A 21,681-nucleotide genomic window follows, 5' to 3' on the forward strand; every position below is an offset into this window, starting at 1 on the left:
GTGATTGGCTTAGAGCGAGAAGCGTGCATTGCTAAATTAGTAGTTACCACAACGATATTTTATGCTGATGCCGCCAACTACTACGCTACGCCACCAGCCTGCATGAGCGGGTTATCGATAGCGCGGTAAAAACCGCCAGAACACTGAAATAAAAGGGATGCTCGCCAGTGAGGGGGGGCGTTTGAGGAGTGGATCGCCTGGCTGGGAAGCACGTTCCTGATGGCGGATCTGAATATTACCGGAGAGGTCCAGCACGATAGCAATATCGCTTCTTGGCTGAAAGCCCTGAATAACGATAAACGCTATATTTTTCAAAGCCACCAAGCGCAGCATCGAAAGCACATTGCTTTTGATGAAGGACGTCTGATCCCGCCACGATTGATACGCGCAAAAACAAAAAGGCCGCTTAAGTTTCCTTAAGCGGCCTTTTCTAATATGGCTCCTCTGACTGGACTCGAACCAGTGACATACGGATTAACAGTCCGCCGTTCTACCGACTGAACTACAGAGGAATCGGTTTCGATGGGGCGCATATTAGCGGGGTAGCCCAGGTGTGTCAACAGCAAAAAACACGCTAGCTTTCAACTGGCTAGGATTAAATCAACCCGACGTATTAGTGAACAATTCCACGGTCATTTTGACGGGATTGCGCGTCTGAATAGCGTTTGGCCGGATCCTGGCGGTAAAACTGGCTAAAACGTTGATAGAGGCTGGGGAAACGATCCTGCACGATGTCCGGCGCTGTGAAGAAGTACTCCGATAACACGGCGAAGCATTCGGCGGCATCGCTGGCGGCATAGGCATCAATGCTGGCGGCGTTCTCACCGACGGTATCGATCTCATCCTGAATGTCCTTCATCGCCGCCTGCAAATCCTGCTCCCAACCCGCCACATCACGCAGCGCAATTGACGGCACGCCATTGGCATGACCGCTACTGCGGCTGTCGAGCTTATGCGCCACTTCGTGAATAATCAGGTTATAACCGGAGAGATCCCAGGAGTCCTGCACATCCAGCCAGTTCAGCACCACCGGACCTTGCTGCCAGCTCTGACCCGAATGCACCATCTTTTCATGGTGGACCAGACCAAACTCGTCCTGCCATTCATCGTCGACCATAAAAGGAGAAGGGTAGAGCAGCACTTCGTGAAAACCGTCCAGCCAGTCATAACCCAGATTCAACACGGGCAGGCAGAAGATCAGTGCGAGGCGGGTACTTTTGAGTTCATCAAGCTGGAAGTCTTGCAGCGGCACCAGGCGCTTTTGCTGTAAAAAGCGTTTCGCTAATGAGATTAGCGATGTCTGTTCAGCATCGGTTAGCGCGCCAAGTAAGGGGATCGCCATTGCCTGCTGCCAGGGCAGGGCGTCTCTGGCATCTTCGTCGGTTTTCCACGGCCATTTGATCATGATGCACCCGGTTCGCTGAAGGGATCTTTACCATGCCGTAGCGCACCGTCTTACGCAACTGCTGCGTGGGAGCAACAGTGCCTAAGAAAGAAAGCTAAATGTGGGATACGCTGGCTTTAAGGCGCATATTCAATCACTTAAAACCAGCATTGTCTGTGATGAAGTACAAAAAAGCGGCCTTTCGCCTCAGACGCGTTCGAACTCAATCACCCAGACCCAGGGGTTAACTTCCCAGCTGGTGCCACCGTACTGTAACGCCCATTGTTTACGATAGGCATCTTTGCTGGAAACCGCTTCGCTGTGCATGGTGAAAAAGTTATTCAGAAAATGGGAGTCGGTTTGCACACCCTCGGCGATCACATCGTCATCGCTGATATCCTGAATTTTCTCGACACGAATGCCGGTGACCACCAGATCGATACGGCTTGCCCAGCGGGGCATATGAATGCCGGCCTGCCAGCCAAACTGCTCTTGTTCATCCAGCTCGGCGGTTGCGAACTGGCTGGTATCGGCACGGTACTGGCAATAACGCGCGCTTTTAAATGCCGCTGGCGAACGCTGATATTCCGCCATTTCGTCAGGCTCGATAACCGGGCCGCGCCAGGTTTCACGGACCCAAAGCCTGTCGCCGGGTTGTCCGTAAGGGCAGTGGTAACTTAAGTTTTCCATACCCATAACCCGGTTGCCTTGCAGGTGATTATTCAGCACATCAATACCATAGCACCCCTCATGGTTATCCTGTCCGGGACCAAAGAGTTGTGACTTCATAATGCGCCGAGTTTGGCTCTGTTGGCCTGAGAGCAGCGCTCGCACCCGTTGATCGCTAAACAAAATCGGGCGTTCTTTCATGGTTTGACCTCTGTTACTTACATGTTGAACCGATGAACACAGCAACGCTAAAAAGACAAGACAGAATAATCTGAACATTAGCCTGAAGAAAAATACCAGAATCAAAAATTTAGGTAAACATTAGCTGTGCTTGTTGATTTCACTGCCAGGTTAGGGCCATCGCACCTGCTGAATGATCAGGTCGTCCTACCCGGTCTTACCCAAGATGATCCCCTAAAATAAAGGCGGGGTAACAAATTTGACATATGTCGTCTTTACAATCTCTTACAGTGCAGATGCTGAAACAGCGTACCGTCGCGAGGTAAAAATGCCCCAAAATAAGAGATTGTCGGGTAGCGTTAATTCTATCTCACTCTTTGCATAAAAGCCGACAGTTAATTTCACGGCGTTCATTATGTCTGTTTAACCATTTGCCTGAAAATTAATCAATAAATTTTCCTATGGCAAAAGGCTGAAAAGACGAAATATGTTGTGATTCCGTTAAAATTAGCGTTATAAACATGATGTGGATCTCGTTTTTGACCAATTGGTACAGGCGGGTTTCCAGCAGTGGACTGGCCTTCACCCACTGACATCTCTACAAGTCCAAACAATAAGGAGAAGTCTATGTCGCTTATTAACTGGCAACTGCGTTTTGAAAGCTGGCTCCATGAGACCTGGCCACAGGATGATAAAGCCCACGACGTGGCCCATTTGCGCCGTGTCTGGCAGACAGCACAGCGTATTATGAATGGCACCGAGGCGGATGAGCTGGTTGTGCTTACAGGCTGTTATTTCCACGATATTGTGAACCTGCCGAAAAATCACCCGGAACGTCATCTGGCGTCTGCGCAGGCCGCGGTCGAGACCCGCCGCGTATTGCGCGAGGTCTTTCCTGATTTCCCCAAAGATAAATACGAAGCGGTGGCCCACGCGGTTCATGCTCATAGCTTCAGTGCCGGCGTAACCGCTGAAACGCTGGAAGCGAAGATCGTGCAGGATGCTGACCGTCTGGAATCATTAGGCGCGATTGGATTGGCGCGGGTGTTTTATGTTTCTGGCGCGCTGGGGCGTTCACTGTTCGACAGTGCCGATCCGCTGGGACGTGAACGACAGCTAAATGATACCGAATGGGCGCTGGACCATTTCCAGAAGAAATTGCTGCGCCTGCCTGACACCATGCAAACCGTCGAAGGTAAACGTCTGGCTGAGCACAATGCCCGTTTTCTGGTGACTTATATGGCCAAGCTGTGTGCAGAATTGAAAGGGGATTTCTGCGCCCTCGATGAAGACGTGTTACGAGAATTTAGTCCGGTTTCATAGAAATATTAAATTTTTATGACTGTATGGTTAAAGCGCACAATACAGGCTACGTTATCTGGGACATTTTTCAGGAGAATCAGTGATGACCGATAACGTAAGCCTTACGATAAAGATTGACCCCACTTTAAAAGAAACCCTTAAATCTCTGGCGTTGGAAAATCAAATCTCCCTGAGTCAGGAAGTTTGCCAGCGTTTGCAAAACAGCCTGACCGCCGTGGAACACACCGCCGTCGATAACCAGGGCACAGCTGAAGAGACCGATGAGCAGCTGAATGCCAGCGAGCTTAAACAAATTCGCGCGTTACTGAAAAAATCTAAAAAGAAGAAGTAGGTCGCCTGTTTGTGCCCCTCACTATGGCGAGGGGCTTCCTTCATGCCACAATCTACATCATCAACTCGTTACGCCTCCTTTTGCCGATGTCCATCCTCCCGGTCTTAACGTCCTTTATCAGATTTAATGCGCCGCCAGCTTGCCCGATCTTTTTTCCGCCTGGCGCGGGCGCAGCGAAGTGATAGACTGCAGGCGTTTATTTATTGATGTCGGGTGATTATGAGCGAGTTTGACAGCGTGGCGCTGCCGTTAGCCGAACAGGCAAGCCAGCAGAAATTTGATCAGGACTGCGAGTTACTGCACAGCGTGCTGGCGATTTATGACCAAAAACGGGTCCTGGCGGAATTACAGCAAGCCAGCCAGCATGGCTGGACGCGCGACAGCCTCAGTCGCTGGATGAGCGGTAAAAGCGCCGCAACGCCGCTGACTGAAGCCGAACATCAGGCGCTAAGCCAGCTGCTACCGAAACCACCCGCTCATCATCCGCATTATGCCTTCCGCTTTATCGATCTGTTTGCCGGCATCGGCGGCATTCGCAGTGGCTTTGAGGCCATCGGCGGTCAGTGCGTTTTCACCAGTGAGTGGAACAAATATTCGGTCAGAACCTATAAAGCCAACTGGTACTGCGATCCTGATGCTCACCGCTTTAATCAGGATATCCGCGACGTCACCCTGAGCGGCAATCCGGCGGTGAGTGAGCAGCAGGCTTATCAACATATCGATAAGCAGGTGCCCGACCATGATGTGCTGCTGGCCGGATTCCCCTGCCAGCCGTTTTCACTGGCCGGTGTGTCGAAGAAAAATGCGCTGGGCCGGGCCCATGGATTTGAATGTGAAGCGCAGGGCACGCTGTTTTTCGACGTGGCGAGGATTATCACCGCCAAAAAGCCGGCGATCTTCGTGCTGGAAAACGTCAAAAATCTGAAGAGCCACGATAAGGGTAAAACCTTCCGCATCATCATGGACACGCTGGATGAGCTGGGTTACGACGTGGCAGATGCCGAAGCCAGCGGTGCAGGCGATCCCAAGATCATTGATGGCAAACATTTCCTGCCGCAGCATCGCGAACGTATTGTGCTGGTCGGGATGCGTCGCGATCTGAAACTGCCGGAATTCACCCTGAAGGCGCTGTCCACGCTCTATCCCAAACAGCGCATCCCGCTGCGTGCCTTAATGGAGCCCGAGGTTGACGCCAAATACATTCTGACGCCGACCTTATGGAAATACCTTTATAACTACGCAAAAAAGCATCAGGCAAAGGGTAACGGCTTTGGCTATGGCCTGGTCGATCCGCAGGTGGAAACCGGCGTGGTGCGTACGCTCTCCGCGCGCTATTACAAAGACGGCTCTGAAATTCTTATCGATCGCGGATGGGATCGTCAGCTGGGTGAAGTCGATTTTGACCAGCCCGAAAATCAGCTGCGCCGTCCGCGCCGTCTGACGCCAAGAGAGTGCGCCAGGCTGATGGGCTTCGAAGCGCCGGGCAGTTACCGCTTCCGCATTCCGGTTTCAGATACCCAGTCTTACCGCCAGTTCGGTAATTCGGTGGTCGTGCCGGCGTTTGCGGCGGTGGCTAAGCTGCTCCAGCCGTGGATAGCGTTGGCGGTGAAGCAGCGTTAACTGGCCTGATCCTAAGCTGGGCTATACTTAGCCAAAGCATAAGGATGATAACAATGGCCGACGTTCACTCCTCTGAAATCCGCAGCAAAAACATGCGCGCGATCCGCACGCGCGATACGGCGATTGAAACCCGGCTGGCAGAGTTGCTGACCGGCCTTGGCTTGCACTATCGGGTGCAGGACAAGGCGCTGCCGGGCCGGCCCGATTTTGTGCTGGATGAGTATCACACCATTATCTTCGTCCACGGCTGTTTCTGGCATAAACACCATTGCCATCTGTTTAAGGTCCCGGCGACGCGGACGGCATTCTGGCTGGGGAAAATCGACAGTAATGTCGCGCGAGATAAGCGCTATATTGCCGAACTGAGCGCGGCGGGCTGGAAGGTATTGCTGGTGTGGGAATGCGCGTTACGGGGCAAAACGCGGCTGGAAGAAGACGCGATGACCAGCCGGCTGGAAGAGTGGATCTGTGCCGGAAAGGGAAACGGAGAGATCGATTCCCAGGGGATCCGGCAGATTTAAGGGTCGCGTTACTCGCCCAATACGCAAGGTTTCACGGTGGGCCTGGCCGGGAACAGGTATTTGCCCAGCGTCACCAGGATCACCGCCAGCACAATAATTCCTAATGCCAGCCACTCTCTTGAGGTCAGGCTCTCCCCGCCAAATCCAATCCCCAGCAGCACGGCCACGACCGGATTCACATAGGCGTAGCTGGTTGCGATGGCCGGCGGCACATTGCGGATCAGGTACATATAGGCGTTAATGGCGATCACCGAGCCAAACAAGCTCAGATAACCCAGTGCCAGCAATCCTTCAATCCCCGGACGGGTGGTCAGATGCTCACCGCTTACGGTGCTGGCGATCAGCAGGACGATACCAGCGGTCAGCATTTCCACCGCACCTGCCATCATGCCGTGTGGCAGATTGATGCGTGAGCCCCAGACGGATCCAAACGCCCAGCTTAATGAGCCCAGTAGGATCATCAGCGCGCCCCAGGGATTTCCCCCCAGATGGCCGCCGCTATTCAGCAGCACGATGCCAACCAGCCCAACGGCAATCCCCAACCACTCAATCCAGCGGGTCTGAATGCCGAACAGTCGGCTAAAGCACATCGCAAACAGCGGCACCGTCGCCACCATCACCGCTGCAATGCCGGAAGGGACATTCTGGTGCTCAGCCACCGTCACCGCACCGTTACCAATCGCCAGCAGCATGATGCCGACCAGGGCGGCGTTTAGCGCAGGACGCCAGCCTGGCAGTTTTTCGCCACGCAGCAGCAGGAACACCAGCAACACGACACCGGCCAGCAGAAAACGCAGACCTGCCAGCATCATCGGCGGCCAGCTGGCAACGCCCACTTTAATCACGAAGTAGGTCGATCCCCAGATAAAGTAGAGGGCGAACAGCGCGGCCAACAGCGGCAGCAGGGCAGGAGCACGGCGTAACATGATATTTTTCTCGGCCTGTTAAAGGAGGGTTAACTTAACGCTAAAAAAACGTTTCAACCAGATGATAAAACACTTTTTTTCCGGCAGAAGGACGATTAGCGTCACACAAGTTGCATCCCTCGTTCATAATTGTTTAGATCACACTCTTTAACATCTCTCGGCAGGGTAAACCATGGCCAGTATCAAACTCACGGTAAGACGGCTGTATAAAATCAGCGGCGAGCGCATGGTGAATACCCATGCGACCGCACGGATATTTGTCGGTGAACACCTGGTGGCAACCGAAGAGATAAGCGGAATGACCGAAAGCCCGGTGAGTAAATACCTACATCACCATCAGGCCGAAGGGCAACCGATCCGCGTTGAGTGGGATTGCGACGGTATTGCCGATATGGCAGTGGCCGAAATACAGGTTTGTCCCTGTTGTCAGCACGATGAACACTAATAAGGAACGTAATTTTGGCAGGAACGAGCTTACTGACACTTTTGGACGATATTGCCACGCTGCTGGATGATATTTCGGTAATGGGGAAGGTGGCGGTAAAGAAGACCGCTGGCGTCCTTGGGGACGATCTTTCGCTGAACGCGCAGCAGGTTAGCGGCGTTAAGGCCAATCGCGAACTTCCCGTGGTCTGGGGCGTCGCCAAAGGATCTTTCCTCAATAAGCTGATCCTGGTGCCGCTGGCGTTGGTGATCAGTGCGTTTGCGCCCTGGGCAATCACCCCTTTGCTGATGGTTGGCGGGGCTTACCTGTGTTACGAAGGCTTCGAGAAGGTGCTGCACAGTCTGCACAAGGACAAGTCGGCGAACACCCCGGAGGCGAGAGAAGCGCGCATCAAAAAACTCTCCCAGCAAAATGCGGCAGAGTTTGAGAAGAAGAAGGTCAAAGGCGCGATTCGGACCGACTTCATTCTGTCGGCAGAAATTGTCGCCATTACTCTGGGCATCGTCTCTGAAGCACCGTTAATGAACCAGGTGTTAATACTGGCGGGCGTGGCCATTTTGGTGACGGTGGGCGTGTACGGGATTGTGGCCGGCATCGTGAAAATTGACGATCTGGGCATGTGGCTGCAGGAGAAATCCTCGGCGTTGGCGAAAGCCATTGGCGGTGCACTGCTGGCGATGGCGCCGTGGATGATGAAGATCCTGACCGTGGTGGGCACCATTGCCATGTTCCTGGTTGGCGGTGGCATCATTGCCCATGGCGTGCCGGCCATTCATCACTTTATCGAGCATTACACCGCTGATTTTGCCGGGCTACTTGCCTCGGTAATGAGCAATCTGGCGCACCTGGTACTGGGCCTGATTGTGGGGTCAATCGTGCTGTTGGTGGTGAATTTGGTTGCCAGGATGCGGGGTAAATCAGTATAAAGGCAGCTTATTCGCGAGCAAGAACTCTGGAGTGATGATGAAAGACGACATTTTTGAATTTGATATTGATGCCGAGCTGGAACAAGCCGAAGCCAATGCGGAAAAAAAGGCCAGTGAAGTGCCTGCCGACTTAGGTGATGAAGCGGATTGTGAAGGTTGTAAAATCTGACGCCAGAGCGCCAGTACTTTCCCTTAAAAGGCGAATAACTTAGCTTATTCGCCTTTTTTATTTGCCTTAAATTGAGCGGCTTATCGGGATTTAACATAAGTTTTACTCCCCATTAACAGAATAATACTGGCCCGCCTGCTATACCTGAAGTTCCCGGTGTCAGGTCTGCAAACATGAGGGTCAGTTATGATCATGGTCAGTCAGGAAGTGCAGCTTAAAAGTGGTGGTCCGGCGATGGTGGTGACAGGCTATGCCAGTGGCATGGTTGAGTGTCGCTGGTATGACGGTCACAGCGTTCGTCGCGAAGCCTTCAGGGAGGAAGAACTCTCACCTTTGCTCACTGGCGAGAGCCAACTTGCCAGCTAGCACCAAAAAGCAGGACGAAGTCGCTCTCGTCCTGCTTTTTCTTTCCTGAATTGCACTGCCGTCAGGCGCGATAATTACACGTTGCCGGCGTTATCCTCTTCTACCGCGTCATAAATCCGATGCAGAATATCCGGGAACGCTGACTGAACCCGACTCCAGCTCGGGATAAAAGGCTTCTCGTTTGGCCGTTCAATAAACGACTGACCAGCATCCAGAATCGACTGGGTAAACATCTCAACCGCCGCTTCCTCGGCATGCTGATCGAACTTCAGCCCGTTCATCGTCGCTTCGTGGTTATAGACTTCCATCATATCCAGCGCATTGCGGTAATAGGTCGCTTTCAGCACGCGGAACGAGTCGCTGGTGATGTTCACGCCCATCGTCGCCATCTTACGCAGCAGCGACTGCACAATGTCATTGCTCATCCTGCGCAAGCCACCGGTGCCATCCTCTTCCGATAATGGCTGATGCTTGTGGTCATAATTATCGGCAATCTCGACCTGACAACTCTGTCGGGTGGTGTAGTTGCGGTAAATTTCTGACAGCACGCCGATTTCCAGTCCCCAGTCGCCAGGGATCTTGATGCCGTTGAGCACGTGCGTGCGCATGGCGAATTCACCGGAGAGCGGATAACGGAAGCTGGAGAGGTAATCCAGATACTCAGAATGGCCATACACTTTTTGCAGTGAGCGCAGCAGCGGGCCAACCAGCAGGCGGCCCACGCGGCCATTCAGCTTGTTATCCGCCACGCGGGCATAGAAACCTTTGCAGAACTCATACTGGAACGAGGGATTGGCCAGCGGATAGAGCAGACGTGCCAGCATGCCGCGCTCGTAGGTGACAATGTCGCAGTCATGCAGCGCAACGCAGGAGGACTTGTCTGAGGCCAGCGTGTAGCCGGTACAGAACCAGACGTTGCGTCCTTTACCCGGCTGTGACGGCGACAGGCCTTCTTTATCCAGTTCCGCATCCAGCGCTTTCAGACGCGGTCCATCGTTCCACAAAATACGGTGCCGTTGTGGCAACCGCGAGAAGAACTCACGGGCAAACAGAAACTGCTCACGGTCAGCCTTGTCGAGGCCAATCACAATCTCTTCGAGATAGGGGACTTTCGCCAGCTCGTCAACGATGTTGCTTAACGCCGGTCCTTCCAGTTCAGAGAATAAAGAAGGCAGGATTAACGCCATTTTGCGCTTTTTGGAGAAACGCACCAAATCCTTCTCAAGTTCCTCAACCGGCCGGCCGGTGAGGTTATGAAAGTTGGTAATTACACCGTTCTGGAAAAAATCACTCATCGCATTCCCCTTAATGGCGGGTTATCGGCAGCAGGCCGATCCTCACCCCTGGTTTAAAAAGTGCGTAAGACCTTCACTCCAGCCTTCAGGGCCGAAATACGCACTGTGGAAAACGTGCTCGTTATCTTCACGCTGCAGCGTGACGGGTGTTTTACTGTAACCCTTAATAATGACGGCAAAATCGACTTTATCCAGCATCGGCGCATCATTGGGACCGTCGCCTAAACCCACCGTCAGCCAGTGCTGGCCGGATGGATTCGGGTAGTGGCTGAGCAGAAAGTCCAGCGCCGCACCTTTTCCCGCACCCTGATTGGTGACGCTCCAGAAACGTCCTCCCTGCAACAGGCCCAGCTGCTCGGCGGCCAGCGCCTGCTTAAAGGCCGTGAACTGTTGTTCGGTGTCACGCCAGATCAGGCTTTCCGATCCTTCACGCATGCGCGCCAGCGAGGCGTTATGCAGCGTCAATCCGGTCCAGTCAGCCACTTCCTGTTCGGTCACATCGGCAAAACCGGTGAACTTGAAGTAATAGCGTTCGCGCAGCGCGTGCAGGGTCTGGCAAATCTCGGTGTAACCCTTTTGTGTCGGTTGAGCGAGGGCGTCCTTAAACCCTTCCCAATGGATAATGGCGCCATTTTCCGCAATATAGGGTGCGCCGGTCAGACCCAGCTGGCGCTGAAGCGGCAGGATTTCGGCGGCGGTTTTACTGGAACAAATGACCACCGGGATCTGCTGCTCATTAAGGCGATCCAGCCAGGGCTGAGCAGGCTGCCAACTGTAGGTATGATGATCGAGCAGGGAGCCATCTAAATCCGTCACAATCATCAGGGGATCATTCAGCGTGGGCATAAGCCATCCTCCTCGTTCACAACGATAAAAATGCAGGATAATCAGAGAGTATAACTCCGGCTGGAGACTCCGAAGGCTGAAGCGCAGAAATACTGTCCGTTAAGGCCGGAGAAGTGATGAGAATTATCCTAAAAAATAGCGGGGGTTGTACAAGGGCAAAATAAAATGAGAATGCCGTCTCAACACGCGGCAGCATTGGGTTGACCGATTTACGCCATGTACAATTTTCACAATACTGTACAACTTTGGCGAAACTTGGGACTTGTCTTAGTAGAGAAGTCAGGTACTCTGCTGCAGTCAGAGAATTTCCTCTGTAACGAATTTCAAATGAATTTTTCATTCCCGGCCAGATGGCCGGGATTTTTTTTATCTGTTCACTTCCGAAACCGTAAAATCGCGGATATCGAGTTCGAAGGCGTCGGCCAGTTCGGTGTACGAACGGTACTCCCGACCATCCACCCTGACTTTGTGCGCGCGGTCATTATCCATAAACTCTTTGACCTCGCCGCTGGAACGATCCTGGATCGCTTCCAGTAACGCCTCAACGTCAATATTGACTTCACGCTGAACGTTGTCGCTGTACTCTTTTGCAATAGTCATCACGGAGTTCCTCAGCCGATCGTATCAACTGAGTATAGATGGCGGGAAGGAAAGGGGAGGCGGGAAACAGGCAAAAAAAAGCCCGCGCTGCGCGGGCAAAAATCCTTGTTACTTTTAGGTTGACTGCGCCTTTGGGGATGGTGCAGTGGGGAGAGTGTATGCAATCTCCCTGTCAGAAGTCCCACCGCGAAACGTTAAGAAAGTGAAAAGAGGCGTTGCGCCAGACATTACGTTGTTTTACACGCTGCCACCGGGCGGCATTATGCATAACGGCTATACTTATCAGTCGATTAGACAATAATAAGTTTCAATCCACGCTATGGAGGCGACATGGACCTTTTACGTATCATTATTGCGATTATTTTACCGCCAGTTGGGGTGTTCATGCAGGTCGGTTTCGGCGGCGCGTTCTGGCTGAATATCCTGTTAACGCTTTGCGGCTATATCCCGGGAATTATCCACGCCGTGTGGGTAATTGCACGTCGTTAAGTGACTCCACTGCCAGAGGCGTTAATTTCGGTTAAACTTAGCGCATCTATCAAGGGAGGAACGCAATGAAAGTGAACGATCGGGTCACGGTCAAAACCGACGGAGGCCCACGCCGACCGGGCAAAGTGCTGGCTGTAGAAGATTTCAGTGAGGGAACGATGTTTCTGGTTGCGCTGGAAGACTATCCGCTGGGGATTTGGTTCTTCAATGAGATTGGGCACAGCGATGGCATCTTTGTGGAGCCACATCCGGAAGCCTGATGGCTGGAACGGTGTTGCGATCCTGCTGCCTCTGACCCGGCAGCCCGTTATTGAAGTGAAGGGGCGAACTGAAAAGTTCGCCCCTTTTCGATCAGAAGGTTTCCCAGTTATCGCTGTTCGCCAGCGCAGGGCGGCCGGTGGCCAGCGCGGCTTTAGGCTGAACCGCCTGCACCGGCTGCGCTACGCGGCGTGGCGCGCTGTCACTCAGATGGAAGGCGGCAACGGCCTGAGTCAGGCGTGAAGCCTGTTCTTCCAGAGAAGAGGCGGCCGCAGAGGCTTCCTCAACCAGCGAGGCGTTCTGCTGCGTTACGTTATCCATTTCGGTCACCGCCAGGCTCACCTGCTGGATACCGCGACTCTGTTCATCAGAGGCGGCGGCAATCTCGGCCATAATGTCGGTAACACGGCGCACCGCACCGACAATGTCGGTCATGGTGTCGCCGGCATGGCTGACCTGCGAAGACCCTTTACCAATCAACTCCACCGATTCAGAAATCAATCCTTCAATCTCTTTCGCCGCGCCCGCACTGCGTTGGGCCAGGTTACGCACTTCGCTGGCGACCACGGCAAAACCGCGACCCTGTTCCCCCGCCCTGGCGGCTTCGACCGCCGCATTCAGCGCCAGAATATTGGTCTGGAAGGCGATGCTGTTGATCACCGTGGTAATTTCGGCAATTTTCTTTGAACTGGTGGAAATATTATTCATGGTGCTGATCACGCCAGAGACAATTTCGCCGCCCTGACTGGCTTTACCTGAGGCATCGGCGGCCAGCTGGCTGGCATGATGCGCGTTCTCGGCATTCTGTTTCACCGTGGCGGTCAGCTGTTCCATACTGGCTGCGGTCTGTTCCAGCGCGGCGGCCTGCTGTTCGGTGCGCGAGGAGAGGTCGGTGTTCCCGGCGGAGATTTCGCTGGAACCCTGATAAATCGCCACCGCACCTTCACGGACGGTGCCGACGGTTTTCACCAGCGACTGCTGCATATTTTGCAGATTGCTGCCCAGCGTGCCAATTTCACTTCTTCCCCAGTTTTGCAGCGGCGCGGTCAAATCGCCACGGGAAATATGTTCAATTCGCTCAACCGCCTGACGCAGTGGTGTGATCACCACACGACGCAGGAAGATAAAGGTCGCCAGGGTGAGTAACAGCGCGGCAGCAAACGCGGCGGCCATCATAATAAAGCCCAGCCGGGTTTGTGCTTCGGCCTGTTTATTAATGGCGTCGGCGCGTTGAGTACGAATGGCAATGGCTTTTAATAATACGGCGTTATACGCATCATCAAACTTACGGGTGTAATCCGTTTCCTGCGCAATCACCCCTTCGAAGCTGCCGTCTTTGGCGCTTTTCACCATCGGCAACAGGCCCTGAGTGACATAGGCATCGAATTTGGTTTTCAGCTCGCCATCCAGCGCCATATCTTCCGGGGTTTTCACCCGACGATTCAGGTAGGCATTAAAGCTTTCCGTCGCTTGCTGAATACGCTTTTCGGTTTGCTTAACGTTATCGTTAAAGGCATCCATCTCGCCGATTCGGGCGGAGGCGCCGGCATGGATGATATTCAGGCGGGCGGTACGTAAATGGTTAGAACTGTTCGAAATCGCCATTCGGACCTGAATTTCTTCCGTGACGTCCTTCAGTGACTGATTACTCTGGATAAGAAAATAGCTGGCCAGCGCAATACACAGGGCAAACAACAGCAGGATGCCACCCAGGATCGCGGAAAATAAAGGTACCAGTCGCAGATGTTGCCAGAAACTGATCCCGTTTTGTTCGGCATTGAGGTGTGATGATTTCATGTCCTTTTGCTCTCTGTAAGGGGTAAGCGAAGCGGGGAGCTTCGGTCTGTCTACAGAACATCGGCAACAGGCGGAAAAGGCTTAGCGGGGAAATGAGATCTGGTTAACACTTTGCTCAAAAAAAGAAAAAGCCGGCAAACGCCGGCATTTTTACTGTGCAGGATGTGATTATCTCACATTAACATAAATGCCACTGGTGACATTGTCCGTCAAACGGACCACATGATAAATAACTTGTTTGTTGTGTGTTTTAATTTTGCGTTTAATATTTCCTTTATGGGAGGAAACCGTCTTGGCCTTAATTTGCATTTTATCCGATATTTGAATTGTATCGTGGCCAGACATCCACATTTTAAGCATATTTGATTCTGTTTGGCTCAGCGTCAGTGGATGCACGTCGAAACCTGCGGAATACCGCGGGGAAACATTGAGTTTCTTTTGAAAATAAGACAGCAATAAATTATCCAGAGTGGCCGGCTTAATCGATTTTGATGTAATAATCAGGTTCTTACGAACGTAGAGATATTCCTCAAAATGGATGTTAGATATGGCCATGAAGATAAAGAACAGCGTGTCAGGATGCTGCATAATAATATTTCTTATGCGCTGACTGGCATCTGCTTCATGAATGAAACAATCTTCGTTAATAAAAACCACGCCTGGCTGATACTGTTGGCATTTTGCTTGTAATTGATCAATGTCAGTGACGGAAGTAATGTTTTTCTTTTTAACACCCTTCACAGTCATATAATCGGTAAGCCCTAGCCGTGTATAGCTGCATGAATCCATTATAATTGTTGGCATTGTAGCGACCCTCACCAAATTGTTATCCGTTTAAATCAACGATGAATTACGCGTTTGTGTAGTTACAAGAGTAAATTGTTCTTATGACGATCTTATTATTTACCCGGCAGTAAATCTGTGTGAGCGAGCGCCCACTGGTCAGATCTGTCCATGCCCGAGGTAATATTTAGGTTTAGTCAGCAGATAAAACCAGTCTTTCGACGCTGAAAATCCACGTTCAGAATGAGTGACTGGCAAATTTTCTTAGCACAGCATGCAGCATGTTTTTTGTGAGCCACGCCACTATCGCGCAAAACACAGAAAAGTCTGATAGGACGATTCCTAAAAAACATTCGTCATGCGAATGTGTGACGCTGTGTGGTGTGTTGACAATGCCGCAAAATGCGGTTTGACACAAGATAAACCACCAAAAATAAAATTTCCAGTAAAAACAGGCAGTTGTTTGTTTTATGAACGTTAACGTTCCCGTAACAATCTACCCGTTTCGAAAATCAAAATACGCTAACTGGGATTTAATAAGAATAATTTTCATTGTCCGAATTAACTTATCAGAATTTCCTTAATGAAATTCTGATAATTTTGGTTCGAAAAATGCACAAACACATTTCACATACTTAACAGTAGCGACATTATGATCTATGGATACATTAATTTATCTGGCGGGCATCTCGCTGAGTACACTGGCGAGTAAATCAAACACTTCACTGAACAAATGCTCACAGAATGGGGCGAGGAGGGGCATCATCAGGCTAATGAAGATGATCCCTATAGATAAGGTGACCGGGAAGCCAATAGCGAAAACCGACAGTTGAGGTGCAACACGGTTTAACAAACCCAGTGCCAGGTTAAGGGTGAGGAGCAGAGTTATCAACGGTAGCGCTAATCGCAGACCGTTAAGGAAAATTAGACTGGCCGCTTTGGTCAGGGCAAGGAAAGCATTGCCGTTGATCGGATCGCCGCCGATTGGCAAGGTGTGAAAACTGTCGGCAACCATCGAGATCAGCCAGAGGTGTCCGTTGAAGGACAAAAACAGCAGCATGGCCAGCATATCGAGAAATCGTGCCAGTACCGGCATGTTCAAACGGCTGGCCGGATCGAAGAACGTGGCAAAGGACAGTCCCATTTGCAAACCAATCACTTCTCCCGCCGTCCGCACCGCAGCGAAGGCGAATTGCATCGTAAAACCTATCGCCACACCAATCAGAATTTGCTGAATCAACAGCCAGAATCCGCCAACTGAGAACAGCGTCACGTTTGTCGGCGGTAAAGAAGGCAGCAAAACGTAAGTGATCATCACGCCGAGGCCGATTTTCACTTTCTTGCTGATGGATTTCTCGCTCAGCAGTGGCGCGGTCATGATCAACGCCAGTACACGCGCCAGCGGCCAGAAGAGTTGGCTGATCCAGAACACCAGCTGACTGCTGTCGATGTTAATCATTAACCGATCATATACGGGAGGTTAGTGAACAGGGTACGCATATAGTCGAGTACCAGATTCAGCATCCACGGCCCGGCGATCACCATAGTGGCGACAACCGCGAGGATTTTCGGGATAAAAGAGAGGGTCTGTTCGTTGATCTGGGTCGCCGCCTGCAGCAGGCTGATAATCAGACCGCTGACCAACGCGGCCAGCAGCAGTGGGGCAGCAACCGCCAGGGCAACCTGCATTGCATCGTGCCCGATAACCATAACCGATTCAGGTGTCATAGAGACTCCGGAGAAATAAAAGGGAAGTGCATTTTTCGGGGCGAAGTGGCTCCGCCCTCAATTTTTTTGGCAAATAAACGGTTAACTGTAAAAACTTTGCGCCAGCGAGCTGACCAACAGCGACCAGCCGTCAACTAATACAAACAGCATCAGCTTAAAGGGCAGTGAGATAGTGGCCGGTGGCACCATCATCATCCCCAGCGCCATCAGTACGCTGGCAACCACCAGGTCGATAATCAAAAACGGGATAAACACGGTAAAACCAATCTGGAAAGCCGTTTTCAATTCGCTGGTGACATAGGCGGGTAACAGAATACGCATCGGCACGGCTTCCGGTCCCTGCAATGGCGGGGAGTTGGAGAGACGGGCAAACAGCGCAAGGTCGGCTTCACGGGTCTGGCGCAGCATAAACTCACGCAGCGGCTGTGCCCCTTTATCAATCGCATCCTGCATGCTGATCTTGTCCTGACTGAACGGCAGATAAGCATCCTGGTAAATTTTGTCGAACACTGGACCCATAATAAAGAAGGTCAGGAACAGCGCCAGACCGAGCAGCACCTGGTTCGGCGGTGCGGACGGCGTGCCCAGTGCGTTACGCAGCAGGCCAAACACGATAATGATGCGGGTGAAGCTGGTCATCATCAGCAGGATGGCGGGCAGGAAGGTCAGCGAGGTGATGAATACCAGCGTCTGTACCGGTAATGACCAGCTCTGGCCGCCGTTGGCGGTTGGGTGGCTCATCAGGCCAGGCAGCTGCGCGTGCACATCAGGCGCGATCAGTAAAAACAGCGCCAGCAGAGGAAGAAAGCGTTTCATTATGGCTTACCGGGGCGTTTGAGTAGGGACTGTAACACCTGACGGAAGTCTGCCGTCGCAGCCGGAGGCTCCGGATTTTCCTGCTGCGGTTTAGGCGGCAGGGTATGTAAATGGGTAATCTGTTGACCGGTCACACCCAGCACCAAACGGGCATCTTCCACATCGACAATCACCACGCGTTCGCGCTGCCCAACCTGGCAACTGGCGCTGACGGTCAGGCTGCTTTGCCCGCGAATGCCGCGTTTCGGCGTAAAGCCAAAGCGTTTTGCTATCCAGGCACAGGCCAGGATCAGCAGGATAATCACCGCCAGCACGCTGCTGACCTGCGTCAGCATCGAACCGGTGGACACAGCAGGCTGACCTGCTGGTATAGGCTGGAGTGAACCGGTCTTCATTTAGCGGCTCAGACGACGCATACGTTCGGTCGGGGTGATGATGTCGGTGATACGCACGCCGTATTTATCGGCCACCACCACCACTTCACCCTGCGCAATCAGATAGCCGTTGATCAGGATATCCAGTGGCTCGCCCGCCAGGCCTTCCAGTGAGACCACGGAACCCTGAGTCAGACGCAGCAGCTCTTTAATGGTCATTTTGGTGCGGCCCAGCTCCACGGTCAGTTTGACCGGGATGTCCATAATCAGATCGATATCCTGCAGCGAACCGGTGATATCGTTGCTCTCCAGAGATTTAAACACCCCTTCAGAAGACGGCGTGCTGGCTTGCTCATTCATCGCGTCAGCCCACAGGTCGTCCGCGGAGATGTCGTCTTCGGACGGCTTATTCGTATCACTCATCGGGCTGTTCCTCGTTCATCGAATTCAAAATCGGGTTAATCAGATGTTCCACACGCAGCGCGTACTGCCCGTTCAGGGTGCCGTACTGGCTGGTTAACACCGGCACGCCGTCGACATGGGCGATGATGCGGTCCGGCTTTTCAATCGGTAAAACGTCACCTGGCTTCAGCGCCAGCAGACGGGAAATGCGCATCGACACTTCACCAAAGTTGGCAATCAGCTCCAGTTCGGAGTGCTGAACCTGCTTCACCAGCGTGTCGCGCCAGTTCTGGTCTTCCTGACGGGAGTTCTCCAGCGGTGGATTGACCAGCGTTTCACGCAGTGGCTCAATCATGCTGAACGGGATACAGATATTGAACTCGCCGACCAGGTTACCAATCTCGACCTGGAACGGCGTGGTGATCACGATATCGTTCGGCGAGGTGGTGATGTTGGTGAACTTCACCTGCATTTCTGAGCGCACATACTCTACGTCCAGCGGATAAATCGGCTTCCACGCTTCGCTGTAGCCTTCAAGGGCCAGTTTCAGCATGCGGCGGATCACCCGCTGTTCGGTCGCGGTAAACTCGCGGCCTTCCACTTTTGTCGGGAAACGACCGTCACCGCCAAACAGGTTATCCACGGCGATAAACACCAGGCTTGGCGAGAACACCACCAACGCCGTACCGCGCAGCGGCTTCAGGTGGATCAAGTTCAGGTTGGTCGGCACCGGCAGGTTACGGGCAAACTCATGGTAAGGCTGAATTTTAATCGCCCCTACCGTGATGTCCGGGCTGCGGCGCAGCAGGTTAAACAACGCCATGCGATAAGAGCGGGCAAAACGTTCGTTGATGATCTCCAGCGCCTGCAGACGTTCGCGAACCATGCGACGCTGGGTATTAGGATCATACGGACGAATGTCGTTATCGCCCTTGCTGGTGGTGGTTTCTTCTGCCGCACTGTCGCTGTCGCCGTTGAGCAGTGCGTCGATTTCCGCTTGTGAGAGAATGCTGTCGCCCATAATGTCTACCTCAGGATAAAGGCAGTGAACAGAACATCGTTCACAACCTGCTGAGGTTCACCTTGTACCAGCGGTGGTGCCAGTACAGCTTTGATTTGTTTCATCAGTTCCTGTTTGCCCTGCTCGCTGCTCAACGCGGAAGCGTCCTGGCGGGAGAGCAACAGAAGCAGACGGCTGCGAACTTCCGGCAGATAGTCGTTAATGCGACGACGGGTGTCTTCGTCAGGCAGACGCAGCGTAAAGCCAACATACAGCACCCGATCGGGATCGTTGTCTGGATTGATTAAGTTAACGGTGAAGGTGTCCAGCGCATAGAAGACCGGTGCGACAGGCACGGCAGGTTTTTCAGCCTTCGCACTGTCAGCAGGGGACTTCATCATGTGCCAGACCATATAGCCCGCCACGCTGCAAGCAACCACTGTTACGAGCAGTAACAGGGGTATCAGGAGCTTACGTTTGCCGCTTTTGGCTTTCTTATCAGTCATATGAGCTATAACTTCCTGTGATTATCTTCGAGGTGCGGTGCCACTTAATCCGCTATCCCACGGTGTTATGGGCAGATTATGGCGCGTCTTGCGCTAAACAATAGGCAGATAAGACGCGCGTTTTGCCACTAGCTTATGCGTTTGTCACCGTCAGGCGAAAATATCAACAGCGTTGGAACCGGCTGCACGCGCCTGTAATGAGGCTGGAACGGCAATCGCGGTGACATCACTGTCGTTTTCTGCTGCAAGACTAAATGTGTTACCACGTGAGTTATTACGCTGCGGATCCTGCTGGTTGCCAGAGCTCTGACCCTGCTGGAACGCATCGCTGCTAACGTTACTCTGGCCGAGGTTGATGCCGTTTTCTGCCAGTGCGGTACGCAGCTGCGGAATAGCCGCTTCCAACGCCGCACGAACCTGGCTGTGGCCCGACACCATATTCAACTGCGCCTGGTCGTTATCCAGCTTCAGACTGATCTGAATGCTGCCCAAATCCTGTGGATGCAAATGCAGTTCAGCCGTTTGCTGACCGTTTTTGCTGAACATCAGGATCTGCTGACCTAACGCCTGCTGCCACTCCTGGCTGCCAAGCTGTGAACTTAGCTGCGCGCTGGCCGGCGCCGTCACCAGTGAAGTGGTGACCGGCGTGGTCAGTGAAGAAGCCGCACTGATAACATTATTGGTTATCGTCGACGCGGGGGCAGAACTTGAATTTTCTTTATCTGTCTCTTTGCCCGCGTGGCCCATGGCCTGCTGGAAAGCGGTGTTCAGCACGCTGGTATCCACCGTGGCTTTCTGAGATGCGCCGGCAGTGGACGCGGTGGTGGTGGCCGTATCGGCCTTGCCGCTGACGTTGCCTTTGTCGCTCTCTTCCGTAGTGTCCGCGCCGAGCAGCGAAGCGAGGGTCGACTGCTTCGCGCCCTTAATGCTTTGCTCGTCAGACAGCGATTCGGTGCCTTTGGCCTGCGTCGTCACCGGCTGGGCGGTGGTGGGTGGCAGCATGGCGAACAGCGCCTGCAGCGTTTGCATATCGCTCTGATTCAGCGTTGGCGCGGCGGCCTGGCTTTCGTCCGTGGTTTTATCGTCGGTCTTGATGTCTTTGCCGGTTTTCTCTGGCTGCAGCAGGGCACTCAGGGTTTCCGGCTTGTCCAGCGCCGCCAGCAGGGCATTCAGCCTGGCTTTGGAAGACTGGCCCGCGTCGGCCGTTTCACCGGCAGCCGCGGTGGTGGCTGCGGCGGTGGTGGCCTGGCCTTTTTCGCTCTGTTGCGCCAGGGTCAGCAGCTTGTTTCCCAACAGGGTCAAAAAGCCTTTAGCGGTGCCTTCACCCGCAGCAGACTCTTCGCCGGCTGCGGCGGTGGTGGTATCGGTCCCCACGTCTGCTGACGCTGACGCAGAGGCGGAATGACTGGACGTCGTGGTTTTGGTCCCGGAAGTAACAACAAGTGGCAAAGTGATCATTCGCCTTTCCTCAATGATGCCCGTTGGGCAAATTCATCCATCCGTTTCTGATCGAGACGGTTTTCCTGTAATAATTCGTTGGCCTGCGCCCGCGCATGCAGCGTTTCGTAGGCATGGAGCCGCTGCTGCTTATCGCGCCAGAAGGTCAGGGCGTTTTCCACCCGACTGCTCCAGTGCAGGAGCTGCTGACGATGCTGTTCGATGGCTTTTTCCAGCGTTTCAATAAACTGGTGGTAGTTGTACCAGCGGGTGCTGGCAATGCCTTCCGCCATGGTGTTGTTCAGCGTTTTACGGTATTCGTCCTGGTAGTTCAGCAGCATGGATAACTGTTCGTCGGCCTGCTTGTGCGCGCGCCGGACGTCACCCAACTGGATGGCCGCCTTCTCAAGATCTTTCTGTGCCAGACCGCACAGGGTTTCGATGGGTGATGCTTGTTTTGCCATGCTTCCTCCGCCAGGGTCGGACTTCT

The 21,681-nt window shown here is 53.1% G+C and carries 27 protein-coding genes, 1 tRNA gene and 1 pseudogene; 11 read left to right on the plus strand and 18 right to left on the minus strand.

The features are described from left to right. Nucleotides 1-60 precede the first annotated feature (60 nt). Nucleotides 61-353 (plus strand): annotated as a pseudogene (locus ACXKZG_RS08895) (zincin-like metallopeptidase domain-containing protein); the annotation flags it as partial. Between the two features lie 83 nt (nucleotides 354-436). On the opposite strand, the gene ACXKZG_RS08900 reads toward ACXKZG_RS08895, so the two are convergent. The 3 genes from ACXKZG_RS08900 to ACXKZG_RS08910 form a co-directional block, all read right to left on the minus strand. Continuing rightward, a tRNA-Asn gene (locus ACXKZG_RS08900) sits at nucleotides 437-512 on the minus strand. 101 nt (nucleotides 513-613) lie between these two features. Beyond that, on the minus strand, nucleotides 614-1,405 hold the full coding sequence (gene mtfA, locus ACXKZG_RS08905) for a DgsA anti-repressor MtfA (protein WP_488876052.1): 792 nt from the start codon (nucleotides 1,403-1,405) through the stop codon (nucleotides 614-616). A 186-nt stretch (nucleotides 1,406-1,591) separates the two neighbouring features. Next, nucleotides 1,592-2,254 carry a hypothetical protein gene (locus tag ACXKZG_RS08910; protein ID WP_013202703.1) on the minus strand — a complete coding sequence of 221 codons (663 nt, stop codon included), beginning with the start codon at nucleotides 2,252-2,254 and terminating at the stop codon, nucleotides 1,592-1,594. A gap of 606 nt (nucleotides 2,255-2,860) precedes the next feature. On the opposite strand from ACXKZG_RS08910, the gene ACXKZG_RS08915 reads away from it, so the two are divergent. The 4 genes from ACXKZG_RS08915 (at nucleotide 2,861) to ACXKZG_RS08930 (ending at nucleotide 6,028) form a co-directional block, all read left to right on the plus strand. After that, entirely contained in the window at nucleotides 2,861-3,556 is a 696-nt protein-coding gene (locus ACXKZG_RS08915) for a phosphohydrolase (RefSeq protein ID WP_013202701.1), read from the plus strand. 82 nt (nucleotides 3,557-3,638) lie between these two features. After that, nucleotides 3,639-3,887 (plus strand): hypothetical protein, encoded by a 249-nt coding sequence (locus ACXKZG_RS08920; protein WP_013202700.1) that lies wholly within the window; start codon nucleotides 3,639-3,641, stop codon nucleotides 3,885-3,887. 219 nt (nucleotides 3,888-4,106) lie between these two features. Then, complete coding sequence (locus tag ACXKZG_RS08925; protein ID WP_488876053.1) at nucleotides 4,107-5,507, plus strand: DNA cytosine methyltransferase; 1,401 nt, start codon at nucleotides 4,107-4,109, stop codon at nucleotides 5,505-5,507. Nucleotides 5,508-5,560: 53 nt separating this feature from the next. After that, nucleotides 5,561-6,028 (plus strand): very short patch repair endonuclease, encoded by a 468-nt coding sequence (locus tag ACXKZG_RS08930; RefSeq protein ID WP_013202698.1) that lies wholly within the window; start codon nucleotides 5,561-5,563, stop codon nucleotides 6,026-6,028. Nucleotides 6,029-6,036: 8 nt separating this feature from the next. Here the strand turns inward: ACXKZG_RS08930 and yedA are convergent, their stop codons facing one another. After that, the gene (gene yedA / locus ACXKZG_RS08935) at nucleotides 6,037-6,954 is read right to left on the minus strand and encodes a drug/metabolite exporter YedA (RefSeq protein WP_346594271.1); all 918 of its coding nucleotides are present in this window, start codon (nucleotides 6,952-6,954) and stop codon (nucleotides 6,037-6,039) included. Nucleotides 6,955-7,126: 172 nt separating this feature from the next. Between yedA and ACXKZG_RS08940 the strand changes: the two genes are divergently transcribed. The 4 genes from ACXKZG_RS08940 (at nucleotide 7,127) to ACXKZG_RS08955 (ending at nucleotide 8,860) form a co-directional block, all read left to right on the plus strand. Further along, nucleotides 7,127-7,399: a hypothetical protein gene (locus tag ACXKZG_RS08940; RefSeq protein WP_013202696.1), complete on the plus strand. Its 273-nt coding sequence runs from the start codon at nucleotides 7,127-7,129 to the stop codon at nucleotides 7,397-7,399. Between the two features lie 14 nt (nucleotides 7,400-7,413). After that, nucleotides 7,414-8,325 (plus strand): DUF808 domain-containing protein, encoded by a 912-nt coding sequence (locus tag ACXKZG_RS08945; RefSeq protein ID WP_488876054.1) that lies wholly within the window; start codon nucleotides 7,414-7,416, stop codon nucleotides 8,323-8,325. A 37-nt stretch (nucleotides 8,326-8,362) separates the two neighbouring features. Continuing rightward, on the plus strand, nucleotides 8,363-8,494 hold the full coding sequence (locus tag ACXKZG_RS08950) for a hypothetical protein (RefSeq protein WP_013202694.1): 132 nt from the start codon (nucleotides 8,363-8,365) through the stop codon (nucleotides 8,492-8,494). Between the two features lie 186 nt (nucleotides 8,495-8,680). Next, nucleotides 8,681-8,860, plus strand: coding sequence for a YodC family protein (locus tag ACXKZG_RS08955; RefSeq protein WP_013202693.1), 180 nt, complete (start codon nucleotides 8,681-8,683; stop codon nucleotides 8,858-8,860). Nucleotides 8,861-8,934: 74 nt separating this feature from the next. Here the strand turns inward: ACXKZG_RS08955 and ACXKZG_RS08960 are convergent, their stop codons facing one another. The 3 genes from ACXKZG_RS08960 to yodD form a co-directional block, all read right to left on the minus strand. Beyond that, complete coding sequence (locus ACXKZG_RS08960; protein ID WP_013202692.1) at nucleotides 8,935-10,155, minus strand: glycosyltransferase family protein; 1,221 nt, start codon at nucleotides 10,153-10,155, stop codon at nucleotides 8,935-8,937. Nucleotides 10,156-10,197: 42 nt separating this feature from the next. Then, complete coding sequence (locus ACXKZG_RS08965; RefSeq protein ID WP_488876055.1) at nucleotides 10,198-11,001, minus strand: mannosyl-3-phosphoglycerate phosphatase-related protein; 804 nt, start codon at nucleotides 10,999-11,001, stop codon at nucleotides 10,198-10,200. A gap of 366 nt (nucleotides 11,002-11,367) precedes the next feature. After that, complete coding sequence (gene yodD / locus ACXKZG_RS08970; RefSeq protein WP_053142415.1) at nucleotides 11,368-11,601, minus strand: YodD family peroxide/acid resistance protein; 234 nt, start codon at nucleotides 11,599-11,601, stop codon at nucleotides 11,368-11,370. 330 nt (nucleotides 11,602-11,931) lie between these two features. Between yodD and ACXKZG_RS08975 the strand changes: the two genes are divergently transcribed. After that, nucleotides 11,932-12,090 (plus strand): YqaE/Pmp3 family membrane protein, encoded by a 159-nt coding sequence (locus tag ACXKZG_RS08975; protein ID WP_013202689.1) that lies wholly within the window; start codon nucleotides 11,932-11,934, stop codon nucleotides 12,088-12,090. Nucleotides 12,091-12,155: 65 nt separating this feature from the next. Next, nucleotides 12,156-12,350 carry a protein DsrB gene (gene dsrB / locus ACXKZG_RS08980; RefSeq protein ID WP_013202688.1) on the plus strand — a complete coding sequence of 65 codons (195 nt, stop codon included), beginning with the start codon at nucleotides 12,156-12,158 and terminating at the stop codon, nucleotides 12,348-12,350. Nucleotides 12,351-12,441: 91 nt separating this feature from the next. On the opposite strand, the gene ACXKZG_RS08985 is transcribed toward dsrB, so the two are convergent. The 11 genes from ACXKZG_RS08985 to fliJ form a co-directional block, all read right to left on the minus strand. Next, nucleotides 12,442-14,145: a methyl-accepting chemotaxis protein gene (locus ACXKZG_RS08985; RefSeq protein WP_346597627.1), complete on the minus strand. Its 1,704-nt coding sequence runs from the start codon at nucleotides 14,143-14,145 to the stop codon at nucleotides 12,442-12,444. Nucleotides 14,146-14,313: 168 nt separating this feature from the next. Next, a complete protein-coding gene (rcsA, locus tag ACXKZG_RS08990) occupies nucleotides 14,314-14,949 on the minus strand; it encodes a transcriptional regulator RcsA (protein WP_013202686.1) in 636 nt (211 codons plus the stop codon). A gap of 652 nt (nucleotides 14,950-15,601) precedes the next feature. Next, nucleotides 15,602-16,387 (minus strand): flagellar biosynthetic protein FliR, encoded by a 786-nt coding sequence (fliR, locus tag ACXKZG_RS08995; protein ID WP_013202685.1) that lies wholly within the window; start codon nucleotides 16,385-16,387, stop codon nucleotides 15,602-15,604. Continuing rightward, nucleotides 16,387-16,656: a flagellar biosynthesis protein FliQ gene (gene fliQ, locus ACXKZG_RS09000; protein WP_013202684.1), complete on the minus strand. Its 270-nt coding sequence runs from the start codon at nucleotides 16,654-16,656 to the stop codon at nucleotides 16,387-16,389. The genes fliR and fliQ overlap by 1 nt, the downstream gene beginning before the upstream one ends. 81 nt (nucleotides 16,657-16,737) lie before the next feature. Then, nucleotides 16,738-17,472: a flagellar type III secretion system pore protein FliP gene (gene fliP / locus ACXKZG_RS09005; RefSeq protein WP_013202683.1), complete on the minus strand. Its 735-nt coding sequence runs from the start codon at nucleotides 17,470-17,472 to the stop codon at nucleotides 16,738-16,740. Then, a complete protein-coding gene (gene fliO, locus ACXKZG_RS09010) occupies nucleotides 17,472-17,867 on the minus strand; it encodes a flagellar biosynthetic protein FliO (RefSeq protein ID WP_013202682.1) in 396 nt (131 codons plus the stop codon). Before fliO ends, fliP begins: the two co-directional genes overlap by 1 nt. After that, nucleotides 17,868-18,269: a flagellar motor switch protein FliN gene (fliN, locus tag ACXKZG_RS09015; protein WP_013202681.1), complete on the minus strand. Its 402-nt coding sequence runs from the start codon at nucleotides 18,267-18,269 to the stop codon at nucleotides 17,868-17,870. Next, nucleotides 18,262-19,269, minus strand: a complete 1,008-nt coding sequence (gene fliM, locus ACXKZG_RS09020; RefSeq protein ID WP_013202680.1) for a flagellar motor switch protein FliM — start codon at nucleotides 19,267-19,269, stop codon at nucleotides 18,262-18,264. Before fliM ends, fliN begins: the two co-directional genes overlap by 8 nt. 5 nt (nucleotides 19,270-19,274) lie before the next feature. Next, nucleotides 19,275-19,754, minus strand: a complete 480-nt coding sequence (fliL, locus tag ACXKZG_RS09025) for a flagellar basal body-associated protein FliL (protein WP_013202679.1) — start codon at nucleotides 19,752-19,754, stop codon at nucleotides 19,275-19,277. A gap of 150 nt (nucleotides 19,755-19,904) precedes the next feature. Further along, nucleotides 19,905-21,212, minus strand: coding sequence for a flagellar hook-length control protein FliK (locus tag ACXKZG_RS09030; protein WP_488876056.1), 1,308 nt, complete (start codon nucleotides 21,210-21,212; stop codon nucleotides 19,905-19,907). Continuing rightward, a complete protein-coding gene (fliJ, locus tag ACXKZG_RS09035) occupies nucleotides 21,209-21,655 on the minus strand; it encodes a flagellar export protein FliJ (protein ID WP_013202677.1) in 447 nt (148 codons plus the stop codon). The genes ACXKZG_RS09030 and fliJ overlap by 4 nt, the downstream gene beginning before the upstream one ends. Between the last annotated feature and the right edge of the window lie 26 nt (nucleotides 21,656-21,681).

Source organism: Erwinia sp. 2186 (genome assembly GCF_057812255.1).

Bases quoted from the DNA above. Each gene is read 5' to 3' on its own strand.
- mtfA (WP_488876052.1), bottom strand. From the start codon at position 1,405: ATGATCAAATGGCCGTGGAAAACCGACGAAGATGCCAGAGACGCCCTG.
- ACXKZG_RS08910 (WP_013202703.1), bottom strand. From the start codon at position 2,254: ATGAAAGAACGCCCGATTTTGTTTAGCGATCAACGGGTGCGAGCGCTG.
- ACXKZG_RS08915 (WP_013202701.1), top strand. From the start codon at position 2,861: ATGTCGCTTATTAACTGGCAACTGCGTTTTGAAAGCTGGCTCCATGAG.
- ACXKZG_RS08920 (WP_013202700.1), top strand. From the start codon at position 3,639: ATGACCGATAACGTAAGCCTTACGATAAAGATTGACCCCACTTTAAAA.
- ACXKZG_RS08925 (WP_488876053.1), top strand. From the start codon at position 4,107: ATGAGCGAGTTTGACAGCGTGGCGCTGCCGTTAGCCGAACAGGCAAGC.
- ACXKZG_RS08930 (WP_013202698.1), top strand. From the start codon at position 5,561: ATGGCCGACGTTCACTCCTCTGAAATCCGCAGCAAAAACATGCGCGCG.
- yedA (WP_346594271.1), bottom strand. From the start codon at position 6,954: ATGTTACGCCGTGCTCCTGCCCTGCTGCCGCTGTTGGCCGCGCTGTTC.
- ACXKZG_RS08940 (WP_013202696.1), top strand. From the start codon at position 7,127: ATGGCCAGTATCAAACTCACGGTAAGACGGCTGTATAAAATCAGCGGC.
- ACXKZG_RS08950 (WP_013202694.1), top strand. From the start codon at position 8,363: ATGAAAGACGACATTTTTGAATTTGATATTGATGCCGAGCTGGAACAA.
- ACXKZG_RS08955 (WP_013202693.1), top strand. From the start codon at position 8,681: ATGATCATGGTCAGTCAGGAAGTGCAGCTTAAAAGTGGTGGTCCGGCG.
- ACXKZG_RS08960 (WP_013202692.1), bottom strand. From the start codon at position 10,155: ATGAGTGATTTTTTCCAGAACGGTGTAATTACCAACTTTCATAACCTC.
- ACXKZG_RS08965 (WP_488876055.1), bottom strand. From the start codon at position 11,001: ATGCCCACGCTGAATGATCCCCTGATGATTGTGACGGATTTAGATGGC.
- yodD (WP_053142415.1), bottom strand. From the start codon at position 11,601: ATGACTATTGCAAAAGAGTACAGCGACAACGTTCAGCGTGAAGTCAAT.
- ACXKZG_RS08975 (WP_013202689.1), top strand. From the start codon at position 11,932: ATGGACCTTTTACGTATCATTATTGCGATTATTTTACCGCCAGTTGGG.
- dsrB (WP_013202688.1), top strand. From the start codon at position 12,156: ATGAAAGTGAACGATCGGGTCACGGTCAAAACCGACGGAGGCCCACGC.
- ACXKZG_RS08985 (WP_346597627.1), bottom strand. From the start codon at position 14,145: ATGAAATCATCACACCTCAATGCCGAACAAAACGGGATCAGTTTCTGG.
- rcsA (WP_013202686.1), bottom strand. From the start codon at position 14,949: ATGCCAACAATTATAATGGATTCATGCAGCTATACACGGCTAGGGCTT.
- fliR (WP_013202685.1), bottom strand. From the start codon at position 16,387: ATGATTAACATCGACAGCAGTCAGCTGGTGTTCTGGATCAGCCAACTC.
- fliQ (WP_013202684.1), bottom strand. From the start codon at position 16,656: ATGACACCTGAATCGGTTATGGTTATCGGGCACGATGCAATGCAGGTT.
- fliP (WP_013202683.1), bottom strand. From the start codon at position 17,472: ATGAAACGCTTTCTTCCTCTGCTGGCGCTGTTTTTACTGATCGCGCCT.
- fliO (WP_013202682.1), bottom strand. From the start codon at position 17,867: ATGAAGACCGGTTCACTCCAGCCTATACCAGCAGGTCAGCCTGCTGTG.
- fliN (WP_013202681.1), bottom strand. From the start codon at position 18,269: ATGAGTGATACGAATAAGCCGTCCGAAGACGACATCTCCGCGGACGAC.
- fliM (WP_013202680.1), bottom strand. From the start codon at position 19,269: ATGGGCGACAGCATTCTCTCACAAGCGGAAATCGACGCACTGCTCAAC.
- fliL (WP_013202679.1), bottom strand. From the start codon at position 19,754: ATGACTGATAAGAAAGCCAAAAGCGGCAAACGTAAGCTCCTGATACCC.
- ACXKZG_RS09030 (WP_488876056.1), bottom strand. From the start codon at position 21,212: ATGATCACTTTGCCACTTGTTGTTACTTCCGGGACCAAAACCACGACG.
- fliJ (WP_013202677.1), bottom strand. From the start codon at position 21,655: ATGGCAAAACAAGCATCACCCATCGAAACCCTGTGCGGTCTGGCACAG.